This window comes from Bacillus sp. PK6-013, from assembly GCF_054161445.1.
Genome location: NZ_CP096417.1, coordinates 449901 through 465616 on the forward strand (window position 1 = coordinate 449901; position 15716 = coordinate 465616).

Below are 15716 nucleotides of genomic sequence, written 5' to 3' on the forward strand. Positions count from 1 at the left end.
CCTAACGGTTGTGAAACGGCATGATAGACGAGTATAGTAATAGATATGATAAGAAACAAAGGGGCGGGGTTTATTCATGGGGAAAAACATCACAACAAGCCGAAAAATTTTCCGTTATGATAATGGAGAGATGACACAGCAAGAAGATCAGATGGCAACGGAATTCCCCCTGACTGTCATGGTGAACGGTGAGGAATTTGTCACGCTTGTTTGTTCGCCGGACAGCCTGGAAGAACTGGTGATCGGATTTCTCGCGTCTGAAGGTGTGATCCGATTTAAAAATGAGATTAAAAGGTTTACAATAGATGAAAGTCTCGGATTCGCATATGTCGACCTTGTCAGCTCAAAAAAGCTGGTACTGAAGGATTACACGAAGCGGGTGATCGGCTCCTGCTGCGGAAAAGGGCGGCATTTTTATTTCCAGCAGGACGTCAAAACCGCAAAAACGGCGATTGACGGCGTGACCATTACGCCTGAGAACTGTTTGGCGCTGATGCGCGACATGCAGAAAAACAGCAAGCTTTTTCGCCATACGGGGGGCGTTCATAATGCCGCTTTGTGCAGCACTGACAAGCTGATTGCAGTCAGATCTGATATCGGAAGACATAATGCGCTTGATAAATTGTACGGATATTGTCTGCTTCACCAGGTCCCTGTGCGCGACAAGCTGATCGTGTTCAGCGGCAGAATTTCTTCGGAAGTGCTGCTTAAAGCCGCAAAAATCGGGGTTTCCGCGGTCATTTCCAAGTCGGCGCCGACCGAGCTGGCCATTCAAATGGCAGAGGAGCTGAATATCATGACGATTGGTTTTGCCAGGAACCGGTCATTTAATGTATATACGCATCACGAGCGAATTCAGTTAACATAAAGGAGGCAACAGGCGTGAACAACAACAGTGAACAAGTTTTGGATCAGAAAAGCCGGCCGCTTCGGGATTTAAGAATTTCTGTCACCGACCGCTGCAACTTAAGATGTACGTATTGCATGCCTGCCGAAATCTTTGGACAGGATTATCCGTTTTTGCCAAAAGGCGAACTGTTGTCCTTTGAAGAGCTTGAACGATTGGCCAAGCTGTTTGTTCATCAGTTCGGGGTGGAAAAAATCCGCCTCACCGGCGGCGAGCCGTTGATGAGAAAAGATATGCCGGAATTGGTCGGGAAGCTTGCGGAGATCAAAGGGATTCGCGATATTGCGATGACGACGAACGGCGTTCTGCTGCCGGTTTACGCTGACAAGCTGAAAAAAGCGGGGCTGAAACGGGTTACGGTCAGCCTGGATTCCCTGGATGACGAGCGTTTCAAAGCGATCAACGGCAGAGGCGTCTCCGTCAGCAAGGTGCTGGCCGGAATTGAAGCGGCGAAAGAGGCCGGACTCGGCGTCAAGATCAACATGGTCGTCCAAAAAGGGGTCAATGAAAAGGATATTTTGCCGATGGCCCGCTATTTTAAAGAAAAAGGCCATATTTTGCGGTTTATTGAGTTTATGGATGTCGGGAACACAAATGAATGGAACCGTCAGTCAGTGGTGACAAAAGCGGATATCATCCGGATCATCAATGAAGACATGCCGGTTGAACCGATCGACCCGAACTACAAAGGAGAAGTCGCCAAACGGTACGGATATCTGGACGGTTCAGGAGAAATCGGTTTTATCTCTTCTGTATCCGATGCTTTTTGCAGCACGTGCAACAGAGCAAGACTATCAGCGAAAGGCGAGCTTTTCACATGTCTTTTCGCATCGAGCGGGTTTGATTTAAGAACTCTGATCAGAAGCGGGCAGACCGATCAGGAGCTGGCTAAGGCGATCGGCACCGTCTGGCGGAATCGCGATGACCAGTATTCGCTCGACCGCGCTCTTTCAAAAGCGGCTCCGCGGAAAAAGGTTGAAATGTCCTATATAGGAGGATAATTGACCGCCTTGGAGAGAGCCGTCCATTGAAAAGATGGGCGGTTTTTTTCATGCTTCAGAGGCCGGCTTGACTTGCATATTGACAGGTTTGATACGGGGGGAAAAGCGGAAATTCTTTAAAAAACATGGGCTGAAACAGAAAGGATGATTGAATGTTCGGACTGCAGGATATTGTCAAATTCTTCTGGTCGTTCTTGATCGTTTTTCCCGCCGTGTCGGTGCTTCATGTCTTGGGCCACAGCGTCATGGCGGTGTTGTTCGGCGGGAAATCTTCGCTTGAAATCGGGATGGGCAAAAAATTGCTGAAAATCGGCCCTGTGCAAATCAGAAGTGTTTACTTCATGGATTCCTTCTGCAAATACGGAGATCTGAAATACGATAACCGTTTTACGAATGCGATGATTTATGCCGGCGGATCGCTGTTTAATTTAGCGTCTATTTTTATTGTCAATCTGCTGATTATCAAAGACATCATACCCGAAAATATTTTTTTCTACCAGTTTGTTTATTTTTCAACCTATTATGTATTTTTTGCTCTGATTCCCGTGAGATATTCCGAAAATCATCTATCTGATGGAATGGCAATTTATAAAGTGCTGAGATATGGGGAGAAGTACGAGATTAATAATTGAGTATGCCGGCTGCGGGCACAACCCGAAGCCGGCGTTTTTCAGACATGCATGATGTCTTCAGGCAGTTTCCTTAGCTTTCGAACGGATTCGATGAATGTTTCCAAAGGATCACAGCCGCTAAAATATTGAAATGCTTCCCGATCCCCGTCGTTCATCACGACGAGGTGATCGCCTCCTGTTATCAGCCCTTTTTCTCGGCGGAACGAGGAGATGGTATCATAGCGGATGTCAAGGTGAAAAGGGGCGCCAAACAGAGAAGAATAAAACATGAGCCGCCTGTCAGTGGCCGCAAGCACGCCTCTGTAAGGAGTGTAACGTGCAGACAGTCTCGCGTTATAAGCGCAAAGAATAATAGATCTGATCTCTTCATTCGGCTCAAGCCGGACATCCAAAGCTGCTTTTCCTTCTGCTATCTCTTTCATTGAAAACACTCCTTTCATCAATCAATACGAAAGATCCTATGAAAAAGTTCCAAAGTGAGACATGAAGGTGGTTTGAAAAAAATTTTATTTATTCTTACGATTATTAAGGATATGATAATAGTTGACAAAAAACTTATCCTGTAACTATAATAATTACATCGGTGGTGAAAACTTATGGTGAACACCCGTCTTTCAGTGGCCATTCATATTTTGTCTTTAATCGCTGCAAACCCGCGGGAATCTTCGGAAATGATCGCCGGGAGCGTCAATACGAACCCGGTTGTGATCAGACGCATGATCAGCCAGCTCAAAAAAGGCGGTATTCTGACGTCGCGGCCGGGAGTGGCCGGGGCAACCCTGAAAAGAGATCCTGAAGATATATCTCTGCTGGATATTTACCGCGCGGTTCAGCCGCAAGAGGAATTGTTTGCGATTCATGACAAGCCGAATCCAAACTGTCCGGTTGGAAGACAAATTCAAACAACGCTTGACCAAACGTTTCACAGCGTTCAGCAGGCGATGGAGAACGAATTGGCCAGCAAGTCTCTTAAAGACGTCTTAACTCATCTCTTTTAAATAAGAGATGATGTTTCATCATCAACATGTAACTTATTTTGTTGCAAATAAGGAAATATTATTGATGACACATCCACAATCATCACAACACAGCCTTATGAGGCCTATGGTGGACATTCATGATCGTATGCCGGTTATCCTTACTGATGAGAATGAAAAGGGAGGGCTCACCTAAAACTGCATATCTACAAAGCTTGCTGCAGCCATATGATGTTGATGTAGGGAAGCATATCGCTTAATATATCACCTTCGCTTAGCTACTATGTTCTAAGTAATCGGTGATATTTTGTTGTATCGCCAATTCAACATCGTTCAATTCCACTCTTCCTTTAAAATAGCGTAATAATATTCATCCCACCATTCATTGTCTTTGGGAATACATTTTTTAAAGAAGCCTTCTCTTCTCATTCCAATCTTCTCCATCACTCGGTATGATGGAATATTCTCAGGTTGACACGTAGCTATAATCCTATGTAAGTTCATTTCTTTAAATCCATATTTCAAGATAGCTTCTGCTGCTTCAGAAGCATACCCTTTATTTTGATATTTACGATTAAACACCCACCCGATCTCATATGTATGTTCACCAAAATACTTATGAAAAACAATATGGCCTATAAGTAAATCTTCATCCATTAGTATGACAGGGAATTTTTCAGCGTTATTCCCTTTGTTTTTATTTACAAATGCCTTTGCATCTTCTTCAGTAAAAACGCCTTCCGGTATATACTTCATCACATTAATATCTGATGTATACTCATATACAGCTTGCCAATCTTTAAATTCAAATTCACGTATCAATAACCTTTCTGTTGTGATATGCATGAAACGAACCTCCCATCACTCTTTATTTCGATATTAAGACAACAATGACCTCTTTAAAGACGATCCTTATTCAACAATCTGGCACAAAGCAAGTAGCTCAGCCTGTATCTTCATGCAGACTATGCCATTGCAGTGGTGGACGAGGCTGAAAAAGGCGAGCATATCAATGAGCGTTTCACTGTTGTCGGTGAAGCCGAATAATAAAAGCCTGTCTTGGGATCAATTCCCGAGACAGGCTTTTGATTTTCATTCATAATAATAAGGATCATATCCGCTGTGTAAATCAGTAAGAATACCTAAAAAGATGAGGAAGAAAAAGGCGACTATGCATAAAATAAAGATCACAATAATGGATAGTAAGAAGAAAAATTGCCATTTCATAAACTTCACATAGTTGTCAAGCAAGGCTTCATGCGGTTCTTGCGGCATGTCATCACTCATTTTCTGAGCGGCGTTTGCCGATTTTATAAGGTAGATCCCCGAAAAAATCATCAGCACACCTGGAGCGGCTCCGATGATAAGCAAAGAAATTCCGAAGAAGGCATAGATGCCTCCGCCGATAATCATAAAAACGCCGGTTATTTTCCCCCATTTTGCAATCGCATCAAGCGATTTTTTCATGCTGGATGTCATTTCCAAAATAAGAAGTCACGCCTTCCCTTTAAATAATATAGTCATTTCTCTATAGTTATACACCAGGCAAAAAGATATTGAAATGATAAGTATTGATTTTTTATTATATTTTAAAGTGCACATTGGGCAAATGACCGCACTGACAACATTATTCCCCAATAAAAGCGACTGTGTTATAGTAAATCGTAAGAAGCATATTGCTATAAGTGATGTGAAATGCACCTTGCAAACTGGTATTTTGTGCCGGACCAGAACCCCGCAACCAATTTACCATATTGTTTTAGGGGCATTTTTATTTTTGTGATATTACTGGTGTTAAGAAAGGCGGTTTTTCTATGAAATCTTCTTATTTCTATCGTCTCTTGCAAGTCGATCATATTAGAAAGCCCGGCGATCTTCCGGATGAACAGCAGCTGGCAGACTCTTTTGTTTTGATCTTTCACTTGAAGGGTGAAGGGAGAATTGATATACAGGCATCAGGCAGTCCGCTCCAAAAAGAAACGCTGTATATTGTTCCGCCTTATGAAACATTCGGAATCACAGCTTCGTCAGCTGAAATCAGCGGGTATCTCATCAGGCTGCAGCCCTACAGCTATGACGACCGCCGCCTGACACTTGAAGCAGACACCGATCCTGACGTTTTTTCCGACCTTCAGATGATGAATGTCCATTCTGTCGGAAATCTGGCCTCCCGCCTTCAGGAACTTTCCGCCTTATGGCCGGCATCTTCAGCACTCCAGGAGCTGAAATGCCAAGCAGACCTGCAGCAGCTTTTGTACGATATCTATTCGGCTAAACTGACCCATCCCGAAAACACCGCATCAGCCATAGGAAAAACAAAGGAGTATATTGAAGAGCATTCAGATGCACACCTGACGCTTGATCAACTCGCGCAAATGGCCGGAATCAGCGCGAAGCACTACAGCGAAACGTTCAAAAAGCTGTACGGTCGAAGCGTGACAGAGTTTATCACTGAGACGCGGATGACGAAAGCAAAGCAGCTGATGGCAAAAGCAAGCTACAAGCTGAGGGAAATCTCAAGCCAAATCGGGTATCAGGATGAATTTTATTTCAGCAGGACATTTAAGAAGCATACGGGCTTATCCCCGACCGTTTATATGAAAAAAAGGCGCAGGAAACTGGCGGCCTACGGCCAGAATACGATCGGTCAGCTGATACCGCTGCACCTCATTCCTTACGCAGCTTCTCTGCATCCGAAGTGGACATCGTATTACTATAAACATTACGCGGCAGATATTCCGGTTCATCTGAGCGCTTACCGCTTTCACGAGCCGTGGGAAGAAAACCTGCGGACATTGTCATCGGCTGCCCCTGAGCTCATTATCAGCATGGACAGCGTGTCTCACGAGGAACGGAAACAACTCCAGTCGATCGCCGATGTCTTCTTTTTGCCTTCACAGGAACAATGGAGGAGGCATTTTATGCTGACCGCATCCCATTTGGATGAAGAAGCGGAGGCTCAGAAATGGCTGCTGTCTTACCAGCGTCTCATCGAAACCGCAAAAGAAACGCTTTATCCAATCTGCGGACGCCGAAGTTTTTTGTTTTTGCGCCTGCATAAACACGAGATTTATCTGGCGCATAACCGCTCTGTTCAAGATGTATTTTTCGGCGACCTTGGCTTTGAACCTGCTGTATCGCTGGAAGAACCGATTGACCGGTCCGTCTCCATCGAAACGATTGCGGCATATCAGCCGGATATCATCATGATTTTCATTTTTAAAGAGCCCGAGACGCTGGCATTCTACCGGGAGCTGCAGCAGTCGGCTGCATGGCAGGATTTGAAAGCGGTGCGGCATCACCGGGTGTATCAGGTGAATTCAGATCCTTGGCGGGAATATTCCGCATGCAGCCATGAACGAATCATTCGCCAGGCGGTTCGGCTGCTGTCCGGAAAAAATCCATTTTAATTGCCGGATATAATCCATGGTGTTATCGAAGAGGCTTACCTATAATTTTAATTGATAATAGTTATCAATTAAATCAGGGGGTCTCAGTCAGATGAGAAAACTATCAATCTTATTATTTATTCTCCTTCTCGCGTTTGGCGCAGCGGGATGCGGGAACAGCAAAGAAAAGGCGGGCGGCGATGGCAAGAGCTCAGCATCAGCTGAGAAAAGCATCGAGTACCTCGATCATACATACAAGGTGAAGACCCCGGCCGAACAAATCGTCATTACGGGAAGCGTGGAATCGATGGAAGATGCCAAGCTTCTGGATGTTCACCCGGCCGGTGCCATTTCCTTCTCCGGAAAGTTCCCGGACCTGTTCAAGAGCATTACTGACAAAGCAGCTGCCGTCGGCGAAAAAACAGAACCGAACCTAGAGAAAATTCTTGAGCTTAAACCGGATGTCATCCTGGCTTCAACGAAATTTCCCGATAAAGTGGTGAAAAAACTGGATAACATCGCGACGACGATTCCTGTTTCCCACGTTTCTTCAAATTGGAAAGACAATTTAAAGCTGCTGGCTGAACTGACAGGCAAAGAAGATAAAGCGAAGCAGATTATTTCGGATTATGAAGCAGACCTTAAGGAAGCAAAAACAAAGCTTGAGAAAACGGCCAAAGATACAAAAGCGCTCGTTGTCAGAATTAGACAAGGCAATGTCTTTATCTATCCGGAAGACGTATTCTTTAATTCCACATTATACGGCGAGCTGGGTTTCACAGCTCCAAAAGAAGTCAAGGCGGCAAAAGCCCAGGAGTTAGTTTCTTTAGAAAAACTGAGCGAAATGAATCCGGACTATATGTTTGTTCAATTCTCTGACGATGAGAATGCAGACAAGCCGAATGCGCTGAAAGATCTAGAGAATAATCCAATTTGGAAAAGCATTTCTGCAGTGAAAAATGACCATGTATTTGTCAATGCTGTAGATCCGCTTGCGCAGGGCGGCACGGCATGGAGCAAGGTTGAATTTTTAAAGGCTGCAGCTGAGAAATTGGCGCAGAACAAATAGAAAAGGTTCCTTGAGCTATGCATTCAAAGCAAATGACCCGCATCATTATGATTTCTGCTCCGTTTGCCATACTGCTGTCCGTTTTTCTGTCGGTATGTTACGGTGCAAAACAGCTTGAGCCCGAAGTGATTTTTTCAGCGCTGCTGCATTTTGATCCGGGCAACACAGATCATCAAATCATTTGGCATTCCCGCCTTCCGCGCGCTGCCGGCGCTCTTTTAATCGGAGCGGCGCTGGCGGTGTCCGGTGCGCTTATGCAGGGCATTACCCGAAATTATTTAGCTTCTCCGTCGATTATGGGTGTTTCCGACGGATCAGCATTCGTGATCACGCTGCTGATGGTGTTGATTCCGGGTTCGACTTCCCTGGAGATGATGGGCTATTCGTTTATCGGATCAGCCGTTGGCGCCGGCCTCGTCTTCGGCCTCGCCTCGGTGATTCCAAACGGTTTTATGCCGGTTCAGCTTGCCATCATCGGAACGGTCACAAGCATGCTGCTCAGCAGTCTGTCAGCGGCGATGTCGATTTACTTTCAAATTTCCCAGGACGTCAGCTTCTGGTACAGCGCCAGGCTGCATCAATTGAATCCCGAGCTGCTGAAGTATGCTGTGCCGTTTTTTGTGATCGGCATCATTCTGGCACTCTCTCTCAGCAAAAAAGTGACAGCTTTATCATTGGGAGATGACATTTCCGAAAGCCTCGGCCAGAAAAAGCAGGCCGTCAAATGGACAGCGATGGCAGCGGTTGTCATTCTGACAGGCTGCTCCGTCGCCATGGCGGGAAAAATTGCTTTTGTCGGACTGATTGTACCGCATATTACGCGTTTTCTCGTCGGGGCGGATTACAGCCGGATGATTCCATGCTCCTGCGTTCTCGGCGGCATTTTTTTGACGCTGGCCGATCTTCTCAGCCGGCTGCTCAACTATCCGTTTGAGACACCGATTGAAGTCGTCACTTCGGTGATCGGCGTTCCTTTCTTCCTTTATTTGATCAAAAGAAAAGGAGGGGAGCAGCGTGCCTAAAAAAGTTGCAGTCATCTATGCTGTTTTTATTGTGCTGATTCTCACAATCTGTTATCTCAGCATAACAATAGGATCGTTTGTCGCACATCCGGCTGAGCTGTTATCAACATTGCTTCACATCAATCCGAATGAGCAATACGCCATTCTTCTTTTTGAGCTGCGTCTTCCAAGGATTGTGACGGCAGCACTCGTGGGTCTTGGGCTCGGCATTGCCGGTTCCGTTATCCAGGCGATGACAAGGAACGGACTGGCTGACCCGGGAATCCTGGGGATTAATGCCGGTGCGGGTGCAGCAATCGTCGGCTACATGCTGATCTTTCAAGGCCAGACTGAAACGACAAGCCTGCTCGCTGCAATGGGGATGCCATTCTTCGGCTTGATCGGGGGCATTTTGGCGGCGATATTCATTTTTATGTTTGCCTGGCATGGCGGCAACTTGGATTCGGGCAGAATTATTCTCGTTGGGATCGCGATCAATTCGGGTTTCAGCGCTATTTCGCTGTACCTGTCATTGAAGATGAATCCGAATGACCACGAAATGGCCATGGTTTGGAAAAACGGGAGCATCTGGTCAGCGAATTGGACGTATATTCAAGCGGCACTGCCGTGGCTGTTGCTTCTCATCCCATTCCTGCTGACAAAATCCGGCCTGCTCGATACCATTCGCTTTCATGAAGATACGGTGAAGAGTCTCGGCGTATCCGCCAATGTTGAAAAAGTGGTGCTGCTGACGGCTTGTGTCGGCATCATCAGCGCCTGTGTGGCTATCTCCGGAAGCATGGCATTTGTCGGCCTGATTGCTCCGCACATCTCGCGGAGGCTCGTCGGTGTTCTGCACCGCCACTCATTGCTGTTAAGCGGATTGATCGGGATGTTTCTCGTATTGTGTGCCGATTTTGCCGGAAAGCTGCTGTTCCAGCCGTCCGAAGTGCCGGCGGGTATCATCCTCGCCATTTTCGGTGTGCCTTACTTCTTATTTTTACTGTTTAAACAAAAAAAGACGGTTCATTAGACTGTTTTTAGCTCAATCAAAGAGGGGAAGGGAGAATCACATGGCTCAAGAAAAACTTCAGCAGTCTGTCAATGCTGCTGAATGTATTCCGGTGGCGATACCGGGGACAGAACAGCGGTGCATGCGTTCAACGGATGGGAGCCGCACATACCGGATTTTTATTGCGAAACCATTTGGGGAACCGCCGCCCGCAGGATATCCCGTAATTTATCTGCTTGACGCCAATTCCGTGTTTGGAACAATGGTGGAGGCATTGCGGATGCAGTCGCGTCGTCCCGATAAAACCGGCGTCGTGCCGGCCGTTATCGTCGGCATCGGCTATGAAACCGACGCTCCCTTTGACCGGGGGCGATATTACGATTTTACTCTGCCGGATTCGGGCGCCGAGCTGCCCAGGAGACCCGATGGAGCAGACTGGCCGGAGCCGGGCGGGGCGAAAGCTTTTCTGTCCTTCATCGAACAGCAGTTAAAGCCGGAGATCGAACAGGAATTCACGATTGATGTGAAAAGGCAGGCGATTTTCGGTCATTCCCTTGGCGGACTTTTTGTTCTGCAGACCCTGTTTACAAAACCGGCCCTGTTTCAGACATATATCGCCGGAAGTCCGTCCATCCATTGGCATCCGTCCTTTTTTGATGAAGAGCATGACTTTATTTCGAAGCTGCAGGAAGCGGATGGCGATGTAAAGGTATTGCTCGGGGCGGGAGAGCTTGAAAAGACGCATAAAAGCGGGATGAACGACAATGCAAAAAGGCTGGCCGCCCGCTTGGCCGCCTTGGAAAAGCAGGGGATTCGTGCGGAGTACCATGAATTTAAAGGGGAAGGTCATATATCGGTTCTGCCTGTGTTAATCAGCAGAGCGCTCCAGTTTGCCTTCAAGCCTGTTTGACAGCGGGGCGCTTCCGGCGCCCCGAGCTTTAAGAAAAGATAAGAATGGATAACAGATAATATACCATGAGCATTGATACGGATAAACAATCGAAAACGATTTGACCGTTTGCATTTATTGGTATATTATATTTTTGAACGATAATGATTATCATTATCAATTAAGAATTTAGCTTTGGCAGTGACTCTTTGAGACTTGGGAGCTGCCGTTTTTAAGAAAGGAAATGATAAGAGTGAAAGGCAAGGTTGCTTTGGTGACTGGGGCTTCGCAAGGAATCGGCAAAGAAGTGGCTCTGTCGCTTGCTGAACGCGGGGTGTTTGTTGCCGCAGCTGATCGAAATCGAAAAGGGCTGCTTGAACTTGAAGCCGAACTTGAACGAAAAGATCTGCAGGGTTCCGGTTTTGCCGCGGATGTGGGCGACAGTGCCGCCGTCGATCAGCTTGTGGCCCATGTTGAACGCGAGATCGGTCCGATAGACATGCTTGTCAATGTAGCCGGCGTGCTCAGAACGGGTCTGATCCATTCATTGAGTGATGAAGATTGGGAGAAGACGTTCAGCGTCAACTCTACCGGGGTTTTTAACGTATCGCGTGCCGTCGCCCGCCGGATGATTCCGCGCAGAACTGGAGCGATCGTGACTGTCGGATCAAATGCGGCGGCAGTGCCGCGTATGCATATGGCCGCCTATGCGGCCTCTAAGGCGGCCGCTTTAATGTTTACGAAATGTCTCGGCCTTGAACTTGCCGAGTACAATATCCGCTGCAATATCGTATCGCCCGGATCAACCGATACGCCGATGCAGCGGTCGCTATGGCAAGGTGAGGAAGCTGCGCAAGGCGTAATTGAAGGATCACTTGAAACATTCAAAACGGGAATCCCGCTCGGAAAATTGGCTTCGCCGGCTGATATTGCAGATGCTGTAGTATTTTTGCTGTCTGACGGGGCTCGTCATATTACGATGCACGATTTGCGCGTCGATGGCGGAGCAACGCTTGGAGCCTGATTCAATCTAAAGGAGGTTTTAATGATGATAGAACGTCATGTCGTGTCAGAAGCGCTTGCCGATCAGCTGTTGAAGGAATATCAGGCCGGAGCTTCATTCTTTTTCTCTTCCCCTGAGCGGACCATTCTGGCGGAAGGTGTTTTGGCTTCTGTTTCTCAAACGGAAGAGCAAAGCCTTGCTCAGCGGGCTGCGGAAGTTCTGAAAAAAGCGAGGGAGAACGGGCAGAAAAATCCGATGGTGGTCGGAGCTGTACCGTTTGACGATACAAAGCCGGCGCAGTTAACCGTGCCGGTCGAAGCGTGGCAGGCGGGGCCGCTGACATGTGAAGAAGACGGTAAAGAGGATCCTGAACCTGCCCTGTACCCCTATGATATCGAGCAGATTCCAAGCCCGGAAGCGTATATGACCGGGGTCAGACGAGGGTTGGCAGGTATAGCAGCAGGAGAATACAGTAAGATCGTCCTTTCCCGGTCTTTGCAGCTGACCTCGCCGATCAAAGTCGATATCGGTCAATTGCTGCGAAATCTTGCCCGCCGCAATACAAGCGGGTACAACTTTGCCGTTGACTTAACCGGGCAATCGCCGGAAGCGCCTCGTACCACTTTGATAGGCGCAAGTCCTGAGCTGCTTGTATCACGGTCCGGGTTCCGCGTTACGGCAAATCCTTTAGCAGGTTCAAGACCTCGAAGCGATGATCCTGAAGAAGATCGAAGAAGGGCGGCTGAACTGCTTGCTTCTCCTAAAGACCGTCACGAACATGCGGTCGTAGTCGAAGCGGTTGCTTCCGCGCTCAAGCCGTTTTGCCGAAAGCTGGAGGTGCCGGAACCATCGCTGATCAGCACGCCGACGATGTGGCATCTTTCAACTGAATTGAAGGGAGAGCTTACAGATCTTTCTGTATCTTCATTAGAGCTCGCCGCCGCTCTTCATCCGACGCCCGCTGTTTGCGGCACGCCGACGAATGCGGCGAAAGAAGCGATTAAACAGATTGAGCCGTTTGACCGCGGATTTTTTACAGGTATGGTCGGCTGGTGTGACGCGGACGGTGACGGTGAATGGGTCGTAACGATTCGCTGTGCTGAGGCGGAGGAACACGCGCTGCGGCTGTACGCAGGCGCCGGAATTGTCGCCGGATCGAAGCCTGAAGAAGAACTTGCAGAAACGTCTGCAAAGTTTCGGACGATGCTTCTTGCGATGGGAATGAACAGTGAATAACGGAGGGATAAAGGATGTTGAAAGGGTGCCCAACATGGCCGAAGGAGTTTGCGGATAAATATCGGAAGGAGGGATGCTGGCGAGGCGAAACATTTGGGGGAATGCTGAGGGAACGGGCCGAAAAACATGGCAGCCGCATTGCCCTTACATACGGAGATACCCATTTAAGCTATCAAGAGTTAGACAAGAGAGCCGACTCTTTGGCCGGCGGTCTTTTAAAGCTTGGGATCAAAAAAAATGACCGCGTCGTTGTCCAGCTGCCGAATGTCATCGAGTTTTTTGAAGTTTGCTTTGCACTCTTCCGAATCGGAGCTCTGCCTGTCTTTGCGCTTCCATCGCACAGACATAGCGAGATCACGTATTTTTGCGAGTTTTCTGAAGCTGCTGCTTATGTGATTCCCGATCATCACGCAAGGTTTGACTACCGCAAGCTGGCGAGACAGGTAAAGGGAAAGCTGCGGGGGCTTCGTCATGTCATTGTCGCCGGCGAATCGGAGGAGTTTGAAGCGCTGTCGGGCCTTTATGATCAGCCTGCACCTCCGCAGAACGTCCATTCAGAAGATGTCGCTTTTCTTCAGTTGTCAGGGGGAAGCACAGGTCTTTCTAAGCTGATCCCGAGGACGCATGATGATTATATATACAGCTTGAGGGTCAGCGCAGAGATTTGCAGGCTTGATCACAACAGCGTGTATCTTGCCGCTCTTCCAATCGCTCACAATTATCCGCTCAGTTCGCCGGGAGTGCTCGGTACACTCTATACGGGAGGCAGAGTCGTTCTTGCGTCAGGAGGCAGCCCGGATGAAACCTTTCCTCTGATCGAAAAGGAGAGGGTAACGATCACAGGTCTCGTACCGCCGCTTGCGCTAATCTGGCTTGACGCTGCTCCGGCGCGCCGGGACGACTTGTCAAGTCTCCAGGTCCTTCAAGTCGGCGGAGCGAAATTCAGTGCCGAAGCCGCCAGACGCGTCACATCGGTGTTTGGCTGCAAACTGCAGCAGGTTTATGGCATGGCAGAAGGTCTGGTCAACTATACCAGACTTGATGATCCTGAAGACACGATCGTTCACACACAAGGCAGACCGATGTCTCCGTTTGACGAAATTAAAATTGTGGATAAAGAAGGACGCGAACTTGGACCCGGACAGACCGGGGAGCTTCTGACAAGAGGTCCTTATACGATCCGCGGCTATTACAAAGCTGAGGAACATAATGCCAAAGCGTTCACAGAAGACGGGTTTTACCGTACGGGCGACTTGGTCAAAGTCAATTCATCAGGCTATTTGATTGTTGAAGGACGAGCCAAAGACCAGATCAACAGAGGCGGGGAGAAGGTTGCCGCGGAAGAAGTGGAAAACCACCTGCTCGCACATCCCGCCGTACTCGATGCGGCGGTTGTCTCGATGCCGGATCAATTTCTCGGTGAAAGAACGTGTGCGTATGTTATTCCACGCGGCGCTGCACCTGCTCAGGCTGAATTGCAATCGTTTTTGAGAGAAAGGGGCCTTGCAGCCTACAAAATACCTGACCGGGTGGAAATGGTTGAAGCATTCCCGCAGACAGGCGTAGGAAAAGTCAGCAAAAAAGAACTGCGTACAGCGATTGCTGAAAAAATGTCTGCAGCTAAGAATATCACGTGATAAAAAAATGAGAGGATGTGATTTGATGGCCATTCCTGCCATCTTACCGTACCAAATGCCAGAAGCATCAAATATGCCGAAAAACAAGGTGTCATGGACTCCTCATCCGAAGCGTGCTGCACTTCTCATCCATGATATGCAGCAATATTTTCTCAACGCTTACCGTTGCGGCGAGTCTCCGGTAACAGATCTGCTGGCTAATATTAAGAAGCTTCGGAAGCGATGTGCCGAGCTTGGCATTCCGGTTATTTTCACGGCTCAGCCAGGCGCTCAGACACCGGAAGAACGGGGGCTTCTCCAAGATTTTTGGGGACCCGGAATCGGTCCTGATTCCGATGAGCAGAAGATCGTAGATGAGCTGAAACCGAATGAAGGCGACATCGTTCTGACCAAGTGGAGGTACAATGCGTTCAGAAAAACCAACCTTTTAGGTGTGCTGGAGGAGCAAGGTCGGGATCAGCTCATCATCACCGGCATCTATGCCCATATCGGCTGCCTGATGACGGCATGTGATGCGTTTATGCAAGATATTGAAACGTTTTTTGTCGCCGATGCGGTGGCAGATTTCTCATTAAAGCATCATGAAATGGCCATCACATACGCAGCTGACCGCTGCAGCGTCACAATCACTGCGGAACAGCTTTTGAGCCAGCTGAAAGATGACGCAAGCCATGAACACGCAAAAGAAAGCTCTCATGCACTGACAAAACAGATCATTCGCGAACAGGTCGCATCGCTTCTTCTTGAATCACCGGAAAAGATAAGCGACAGCGAAAATTTGATTTACAGGGGACTTGATTCCGTGAGAATCATGAGTCTCGCGGAGCGCTGGCGCCGAGCGGGGCGGGAGGTGTCATTTGTGGAGCTTGCGGAGGACCCTTCGATTGAAAACTGGTGGAGACTGTTGTCCTCCTCTAAAGAAGCACCCTTGCCGAATGCAGACTATCAATGAAGGAGGTCGCC

At 48.1% G+C, this 15716-nt stretch carries 16 protein-coding genes and 2 pseudogenes; 15 read left to right on the forward strand and 3 right to left on the reverse strand.

Annotated features, from left to right (window positions below):
• Positions 1 to 76 precede the first annotated feature (76 nt).
• The 3 genes from fdhD to M1E03_RS02200 all read left to right on the forward strand — a co-directional run bounded on the left by fdhD (position 77) and on the right by M1E03_RS02200 (position 2540).
• Positions 77 to 868: a formate dehydrogenase accessory sulfurtransferase FdhD gene (gene fdhD / locus M1E03_RS02190; RefSeq protein ID WP_023857093.1), complete on the forward strand. Its 792-nt coding sequence runs from the start codon at positions 77 to 79 to the stop codon at positions 866 to 868.
• Positions 869 to 882: 14 nt separating this feature from the next.
• Complete coding sequence (gene moaA / locus M1E03_RS02195; RefSeq protein ID WP_023857094.1) at positions 883 to 1908, forward strand: GTP 3',8-cyclase MoaA; 1026 nt, start codon at positions 883 to 885, stop codon at positions 1906 to 1908.
• 152 nt (positions 1909 to 2060) lie between these two features.
• Complete coding sequence (locus M1E03_RS02200; protein ID WP_023857096.1) at positions 2061 to 2540, forward strand: hypothetical protein; 480 nt, start codon at positions 2061 to 2063, stop codon at positions 2538 to 2540.
• Positions 2541 to 2578: 38 nt separating this feature from the next.
• On the opposite strand, the gene M1E03_RS02205 is transcribed toward M1E03_RS02200, so the two are convergent.
• Complete coding sequence (locus M1E03_RS02205; RefSeq protein WP_023857097.1) at positions 2579 to 2962, reverse strand: GRAM domain-containing protein; 384 nt, start codon at positions 2960 to 2962, stop codon at positions 2579 to 2581.
• A gap of 174 nt (positions 2963 to 3136) precedes the next feature.
• Here M1E03_RS02205 and M1E03_RS02210 point away from each other — a divergent pair, with 174 nt between their 5' ends.
• Positions 3137 to 3538 carry an Rrf2 family transcriptional regulator gene (locus tag M1E03_RS02210; protein WP_020453242.1) on the forward strand — a complete coding sequence of 134 codons (402 nt, stop codon included), beginning with the start codon at positions 3137 to 3139 and terminating at the stop codon, positions 3536 to 3538.
• A 69-nt stretch (positions 3539 to 3607) separates the two neighbouring features.
• A pseudogene (locus M1E03_RS02215) lies at positions 3608 to 3777 on the forward strand (SOS response-associated peptidase family protein); the annotation flags it as partial.
• 73 nt (positions 3778 to 3850) lie between these two features.
• On the opposite strand, the gene M1E03_RS02220 reads toward M1E03_RS02215, so the two are convergent.
• Entirely contained in the window at positions 3851 to 4363 is a 513-nt protein-coding gene (locus tag M1E03_RS02220) for a GNAT family N-acetyltransferase (RefSeq protein ID WP_025810650.1), read from the reverse strand.
• 111 nt (positions 4364 to 4474) lie between these two features.
• Between M1E03_RS02220 and M1E03_RS02225 the strand changes: the two are divergent.
• A pseudogene (locus M1E03_RS02225) lies at positions 4475 to 4564 on the forward strand (NAD(P)-dependent oxidoreductase); the annotation flags it as partial.
• Positions 4565 to 4609: 45 nt separating this feature from the next.
• Here the strand turns inward: M1E03_RS02225 and M1E03_RS02230 are convergent.
• Positions 4610 to 4996, reverse strand: coding sequence for a DUF5362 family protein (locus tag M1E03_RS02230; RefSeq protein WP_031305133.1), 387 nt, complete (start codon positions 4994 to 4996; stop codon positions 4610 to 4612).
• Between the two features lie 335 nt (positions 4997 to 5331).
• On the opposite strand from M1E03_RS02230, the gene btr reads away from it, so the two are divergent.
• From btr to M1E03_RS02275, 9 genes are all read left to right on the forward strand, one after another.
• Entirely contained in the window at positions 5332 to 6927 is a 1596-nt protein-coding gene (gene btr / locus M1E03_RS02235) for a bacillibactin transport transcriptional regulator Btr (RefSeq protein WP_025810651.1), read from the forward strand.
• Between the two features lie 91 nt (positions 6928 to 7018).
• Complete coding sequence (locus M1E03_RS02240; protein ID WP_096748368.1) at positions 7019 to 7975, forward strand: iron-hydroxamate ABC transporter substrate-binding protein; 957 nt, start codon at positions 7019 to 7021, stop codon at positions 7973 to 7975.
• Between the two features lie 17 nt (positions 7976 to 7992).
• A complete protein-coding gene (locus M1E03_RS02245) occupies positions 7993 to 8997 on the forward strand; it encodes a FecCD family ABC transporter permease (RefSeq protein ID WP_101561370.1) in 1005 nt (334 codons plus the stop codon).
• Positions 8990 to 10009, forward strand: coding sequence for a FecCD family ABC transporter permease (locus M1E03_RS02250; RefSeq protein ID WP_020453236.1), 1020 nt, complete (start codon positions 8990 to 8992; stop codon positions 10007 to 10009). Before M1E03_RS02245 ends, M1E03_RS02250 begins: the two co-directional genes overlap by 8 nt.
• Positions 10010 to 10049: 40 nt before the next feature.
• Positions 10050 to 10898, forward strand: a complete 849-nt coding sequence (locus M1E03_RS02255; protein WP_035337887.1) for an alpha/beta hydrolase — start codon at positions 10050 to 10052, stop codon at positions 10896 to 10898.
• A gap of 223 nt (positions 10899 to 11121) precedes the next feature.
• Positions 11122 to 11901 (forward strand): 2,3-dihydro-2,3-dihydroxybenzoate dehydrogenase, encoded by a 780-nt coding sequence (locus M1E03_RS02260; RefSeq protein WP_035400343.1) that lies wholly within the window; start codon positions 11122 to 11124, stop codon positions 11899 to 11901.
• Positions 11902 to 11925: 24 nt separating this feature from the next.
• The gene (dhbC, locus tag M1E03_RS02265) at positions 11926 to 13116 is read left to right on the forward strand and encodes an isochorismate synthase DhbC (RefSeq protein ID WP_026580226.1); all 1191 of its coding nucleotides are present in this window, start codon (positions 11926 to 11928) and stop codon (positions 13114 to 13116) included.
• A gap of 14 nt (positions 13117 to 13130) precedes the next feature.
• On the forward strand, positions 13131 to 14753 hold the full coding sequence (locus M1E03_RS02270) for a (2,3-dihydroxybenzoyl)adenylate synthase (protein WP_145654593.1): 1623 nt from the start codon (positions 13131 to 13133) through the stop codon (positions 14751 to 14753).
• Positions 14754 to 14778: 25 nt separating this feature from the next.
• Positions 14779 to 15705 (forward strand): isochorismatase family protein, encoded by a 927-nt coding sequence (locus M1E03_RS02275; RefSeq protein ID WP_035337878.1) that lies wholly within the window; start codon positions 14779 to 14781, stop codon positions 15703 to 15705.
• Positions 15706 to 15716 lie beyond the last annotated feature (11 nt).

Excerpts from the sequence above, each read along its gene's own strand:
- M1E03_RS02240 (WP_096748368.1), top strand. The coding sequence starts at position 7,019 with ATGAGAAAACTATCAATCTTATTATTTATTCTCCTTCTCGCGTTTGGC.
- M1E03_RS02210 (WP_020453242.1), top strand. The coding sequence starts at position 3,137 with ATGGTGAACACCCGTCTTTCAGTGGCCATTCATATTTTGTCTTTAATC.
- M1E03_RS02230 (WP_031305133.1), bottom strand. The coding sequence starts at position 4,996 with ATGACATCCAGCATGAAAAAATCGCTTGATGCGATTGCAAAATGGGGG.
- dhbC (WP_026580226.1), top strand. The coding sequence starts at position 11,926 with ATGATAGAACGTCATGTCGTGTCAGAAGCGCTTGCCGATCAGCTGTTG.
- M1E03_RS02205 (WP_023857097.1), bottom strand. The coding sequence starts at position 2,962 with ATGAAAGAGATAGCAGAAGGAAAAGCAGCTTTGGATGTCCGGCTTGAG.
- M1E03_RS02245 (WP_101561370.1), top strand. The coding sequence starts at position 7,993 with ATGCATTCAAAGCAAATGACCCGCATCATTATGATTTCTGCTCCGTTT.
- M1E03_RS02255 (WP_035337887.1), top strand. The coding sequence starts at position 10,050 with ATGGCTCAAGAAAAACTTCAGCAGTCTGTCAATGCTGCTGAATGTATT.
- M1E03_RS02260 (WP_035400343.1), top strand. The coding sequence starts at position 11,122 with ATGATAAGAGTGAAAGGCAAGGTTGCTTTGGTGACTGGGGCTTCGCAA.
- fdhD (WP_023857093.1), top strand. The coding sequence starts at position 77 with ATGGGGAAAAACATCACAACAAGCCGAAAAATTTTCCGTTATGATAAT.
- btr (WP_025810651.1), top strand. The coding sequence starts at position 5,332 with ATGAAATCTTCTTATTTCTATCGTCTCTTGCAAGTCGATCATATTAGA.
- M1E03_RS02200 (WP_023857096.1), top strand. The coding sequence starts at position 2,061 with ATGTTCGGACTGCAGGATATTGTCAAATTCTTCTGGTCGTTCTTGATC.
- M1E03_RS02275 (WP_035337878.1), top strand. The coding sequence starts at position 14,779 with ATGGCCATTCCTGCCATCTTACCGTACCAAATGCCAGAAGCATCAAAT.
- M1E03_RS02270 (WP_145654593.1), top strand. The coding sequence starts at position 13,131 with ATGTTGAAAGGGTGCCCAACATGGCCGAAGGAGTTTGCGGATAAATAT.
- M1E03_RS02220 (WP_025810650.1), bottom strand. The coding sequence starts at position 4,363 with ATGCATATCACAACAGAAAGGTTATTGATACGTGAATTTGAATTTAAA.